General features: G+C 65.4%; 6 protein-coding genes. 4 read left to right on the top strand and 2 right to left on the bottom strand.

Going from position 1 to position 3,324, the window contains the following annotated elements; translation table 11 throughout:
• The 3 genes from ACYVDE_RS18125 to ACYVDE_RS18115 form a co-directional block, all read left to right on the top strand.
• Positions 1–219, top strand: a 219-nt coding sequence (locus tag ACYVDE_RS18125; RefSeq protein ID WP_460502961.1) for a cation:proton antiporter domain-containing protein, incomplete at its 5' end; no start/stop codon positions are given.
• Between the two features lie 49 nt (positions 220–268).
• The gene (locus ACYVDE_RS18120) at positions 269–925 is read left to right on the top strand and encodes a metallophosphoesterase family protein (RefSeq protein ID WP_460502960.1); all 657 of its coding nucleotides are present in this window, start codon (positions 269–271) and stop codon (positions 923–925) included.
• Between the two features lie 37 nt (positions 926–962).
• On the top strand, positions 963–1,595 hold the full coding sequence (locus ACYVDE_RS18115) for a DNA-3-methyladenine glycosylase family protein (protein WP_460502959.1): 633 nt from the start codon (positions 963–965) through the stop codon (positions 1,593–1,595).
• Positions 1,596–1,613: 18 nt separating this feature from the next.
• Here the strand turns inward: ACYVDE_RS18115 and ACYVDE_RS18110 are convergent, their stop codons facing one another.
• Positions 1,614–2,162 carry a 2'-5' RNA ligase family protein gene (locus ACYVDE_RS18110; protein ID WP_460502958.1) on the bottom strand — a complete coding sequence of 183 codons (549 nt, stop codon included), beginning with the start codon at positions 2,160–2,162 and terminating at the stop codon, positions 1,614–1,616.
• Between the two features lie 168 nt (positions 2,163–2,330).
• A complete protein-coding gene (locus ACYVDE_RS18105; protein WP_460502957.1) occupies positions 2,331–2,882 on the bottom strand; it encodes a DinB family protein in 552 nt (183 codons plus the stop codon).
• A 189-nt stretch (positions 2,883–3,071) separates the two neighbouring features.
• Here ACYVDE_RS18105 and ACYVDE_RS18100 point away from each other — a divergent pair.
• Positions 3,072–3,324 (top strand): hypothetical protein (locus tag ACYVDE_RS18100; RefSeq protein WP_460502956.1); only part of this gene is annotated, 253 nt, incomplete at its 3' end.

The following is a 3,324-nucleotide window of genomic DNA, read 5'->3' as shown; positions in this document are numbered from 1 at the left end:
CACAGCCTGACGGTGCTGACCTGGGGCGGGCTGCGCGGCGGCCTCTCGGTGGCCTTGGCCCTGAGCCTGCCCGCCGCTATGCCGCGCGAGCTGCTGGTGGGCATGACGTATGTCATTGTCGTGTTTTCGGTTATCGGCCAGGGCCTCACCATCGGGCCGCTGGTGCGGCGGCTGGGGCTTGCCAAACCTACCGAATCGTCCACCAAAACTGCGGCTTAATTCTGCGCCGGCAGGACCTTTTTGGCAGGTTTTCGCTGTTTTTCAGGCCATGAATCTATTTATCATCGGCGATGTGCACGGCTGCTCTCACACCTTTCGCGAGCTGCTGACGCGCTGGGACCCGGCCACCGACCACCTCATTCAGGTGGGCGACCTGGTGGACCGGGGCGCTCACATTCCGGAAACCGTAGTCTTGGCGAAGCAGCTTAACGACCAGTACCCCGCCACGACCACCTTCCTGCTGGGCAACCACGAGGATGCGCTGCTGCATCACTTCGGGCCGCAAGGCCCGTACCCGGGCTGGCTGAAATGGGGTGGCCGCAGCACCCTCGACCAGTACGAAGCCCAGGCCGGGCTGCTGGCCGAACACCTGAACTGGCTGGAAGCGCGGCCGCTGCTCTGGGAAAACGACCATGTGCTGGTGAGCCACGCCGGCATCAGCACCTCGCCGCACGCTCTCGACCCCGACAGTTCCGATGGGCTGCTGTGGGCACGGGGGCCGCTCAAGCGCCTCGACAAGCTGCAGGTGGTGGGCCACACGCCGATGCCCGACGGCGAGCCCATTCACGACCCCGACTCGCACACCATGTACATCGATACGGGCGCGGTGTTTGGGCGCAACCTGTGCGGCCTGCGCCTCTCCCCTACCGGCGTGGTGCTCGATATTATTCTGATTCCCGTTGACCCGCACGACCTGCCGGCGTAAAGCCAGTTTCTGCGCTTCGATTTTTCGCTCTGCAAACATGCTCAACCAAGCCGCCATCGAACACCTTATGGCCGCCGACCCCATCCTCGGCGCCGTCATCGCCAACGGCCGCGACATCCACCCGCGGCCCCACGAAGACCTGTACCTGGCCCTGCTGCGCGCCATTGTGAGCCAGCAGATTTCGACCAAAGCCGCCGCCGCTATCTGGAAGCGGTTTCAATCCCTATTCCCGCCCGAGGGCTATCCCGAGCCCCGCGAAGTGCTGGCCCTGAGCGAGGACGAGCTGCGCGCAGTGGGCCTCTCGCGCCAAAAAGCCGGTTACCTCAAAGCCATTGCCGAGTATAACGAGCGCGGCCTGCTCGACTACGAGCACCTCACCAGCCTGTCGGAAGAGGCCTTCACGCAGCATCTTACCGCCATCAAAGGCGTGGGCCGCTGGACGGCCCAGATGCTGCAAATGTTCGCCCTCGACCAGCCCGACGTGTTTTCGGAAGGCGACCTGGGCGTGCAGAATGCCATGCGCAAGCTCTACGGCCTCGAAGAAACTGGGCGCGCCCTGCACAAGCGCATGCTGGCCATTGCCGAACCGTGGCGGCCCTACCGCTCGCTGGCCTGCAAGTACCTGTGGCAGAGCTTAGATAACGGCACGCAGATTCCGCCGTCGGTGTAAGCACCTGGGGAAACGCCCCTACCTCAACACCTTTTCGTGCATTTTAAACACCTCTTCCTGCACAAACTGCTCGCCTTCCTGGCGCAGAATGGCGAGGTTGTCGATGGTGATTTTGAGGTTGTAGGTTTCCTGGTTGAGGTAGCCGAGCACGGGGCCAAGCAGGTCGGGCGTGGTGTCGTGCAGGGCCAGCGAGATGTGCGGCAGCCAGCAGTCAGGCCCGCTGAATTTGTCGGTGCGCAGGCACAGCGGCGCGGTGGCGGCCAGAATGCGCCGGTGTAGGGCATTGAGGGCATCGGAGCGCAACACCGGAATGTAGATGACCGGCCGCTCGCCCGGAAACACGCCCAGCCCGGTGGTGAAGGCCGGAAACGGCTCAGTGGTGGCCGCCACGTCGGCCAGCGCCTCTTTGAGGGCGCAGAGCTTGCGCACGCCGGCCAGCTGGTAGGTCAGGTGCGGGTCGAGGGTGGCCTGCACGTCGTCGAGGCCGAACTTATCCTCCAGGCTCTCGATGATGCGGTTGATGCGGGCGGCGTGGGGCGGCGAAAGCAGGGTAGTAATGGCTAGCATTGGGTAGCAACTGAAAGGCATACGGCCGGGTGTACGGCCTGCAGCGCCGGATGGGTTATCGACAATCGACCGCCGGCTTGGCAGCGACGCCCAAAGCAAGCCCCCGCCCGGGGCGATGCACGCCGCCACGGCCGCCAGGCACCGCTCTCAAATTGAGCCCCCGGCCCCCTACCGGTGCCCGAGCTGCTGGTTGAACTGCTGGCTCTGGCCGCGCGGAATGCTGAGCGACTGGAACGCCTCGCCCCGCATAATTTTGGCCAGCTGCACCAGCTGCCCCACGTGCGAGCTATAGTGCGCCACCTGCCGCTGCACGGCCTGCAGCACGGTGTGCGCCTCGCCGCGGATGCGCACCGTGCGCAGCAGGTCGGCGGGCTGCAGCGCGTCGAGCAGGTCGAACAGGATTTGCCAGGCGGTGTGCCACTCGGCTTGCAGGGCCGGAATGCTGGCGGCGGTGGGCTCTTCGAATTCCTGGTCGCGCTGGCGGGTGGGCTTTTCGCCGTCGGTGGTCAGAAAATCGGTGAAGCGCGAGCGCAGGTTGCCCACCAGATGCTGCACGATGACGGCCACCGAGTTGCTGCCCGGAGCGGGCTGGTACCGCCATTCTTCGGGGCTGATTTGGGCCAGGGCGCGGTCGGCCAAGGCTTTGTATTGCTGAAAATTGTGGCGGAAGGAGGCCAGCAGGGCCTCGCCCAGCGCGGCGGAATCGGCAGGAGCTTGCATGGGCCAAATGTAGGCGCGCCGGGCAACACGCCGAAAACATTCGCTGGGCTTCGTCCTTATCCACTGCGTGGCTCCGGCCCGGCAAGCAGGGGCGTGGTCGGGAAAGTCGGCGCTTTTATCGACTTCGCTGGTGGGCGGCACAACCCTGCCGGCCGCTTTCGCCGTTAAGCCAGCCAGTTCGTTCCTTCCGTGCCTGCTTCGTCCGCCTCTTCTGTTTCGCCTGCTCCGGTTTCGAAGCCTCGCCCCCGGCGCTGGGTATGGTGGCTGTTGGGCACGGTGGCCCTGCTGCTGGCGGCCGTGCTGGTCGCCCAGCACTGGCTCGACCCGTGGCTGCGCCGCAAGTTGGAGCAGCAGGTCAGCATCCAGACCCACGGCCAGTACCGCCTGCAAGTGGGCGCGCTGCACACCAGCCTGTGGCAGCGCGCCATTCGCCTCAGCGGCC

This window comes from Hymenobacter agri, assembly GCF_054778495.1.
Note: the sequence above shows the minus strand (reverse complement) of the source record. Positions and strands in the feature narration are given on the sequence as shown.

Excerpts from the sequence above, each read along its gene's own strand:
- ACYVDE_RS18120 (WP_460502960.1), top strand. The coding sequence starts at position 269 with ATGAATCTATTTATCATCGGCGATGTGCACGGCTGCTCTCACACCTTT.
- ACYVDE_RS18115 (WP_460502959.1), top strand. The coding sequence starts at position 963 with ATGCTCAACCAAGCCGCCATCGAACACCTTATGGCCGCCGACCCCATC.
- ACYVDE_RS18110 (WP_460502958.1), bottom strand. The coding sequence starts at position 2,162 with ATGCTAGCCATTACTACCCTGCTTTCGCCGCCCCACGCCGCCCGCATC.
- ACYVDE_RS18105 (WP_460502957.1), bottom strand. The coding sequence starts at position 2,882 with ATGCAAGCTCCTGCCGATTCCGCCGCGCTGGGCGAGGCCCTGCTGGCC.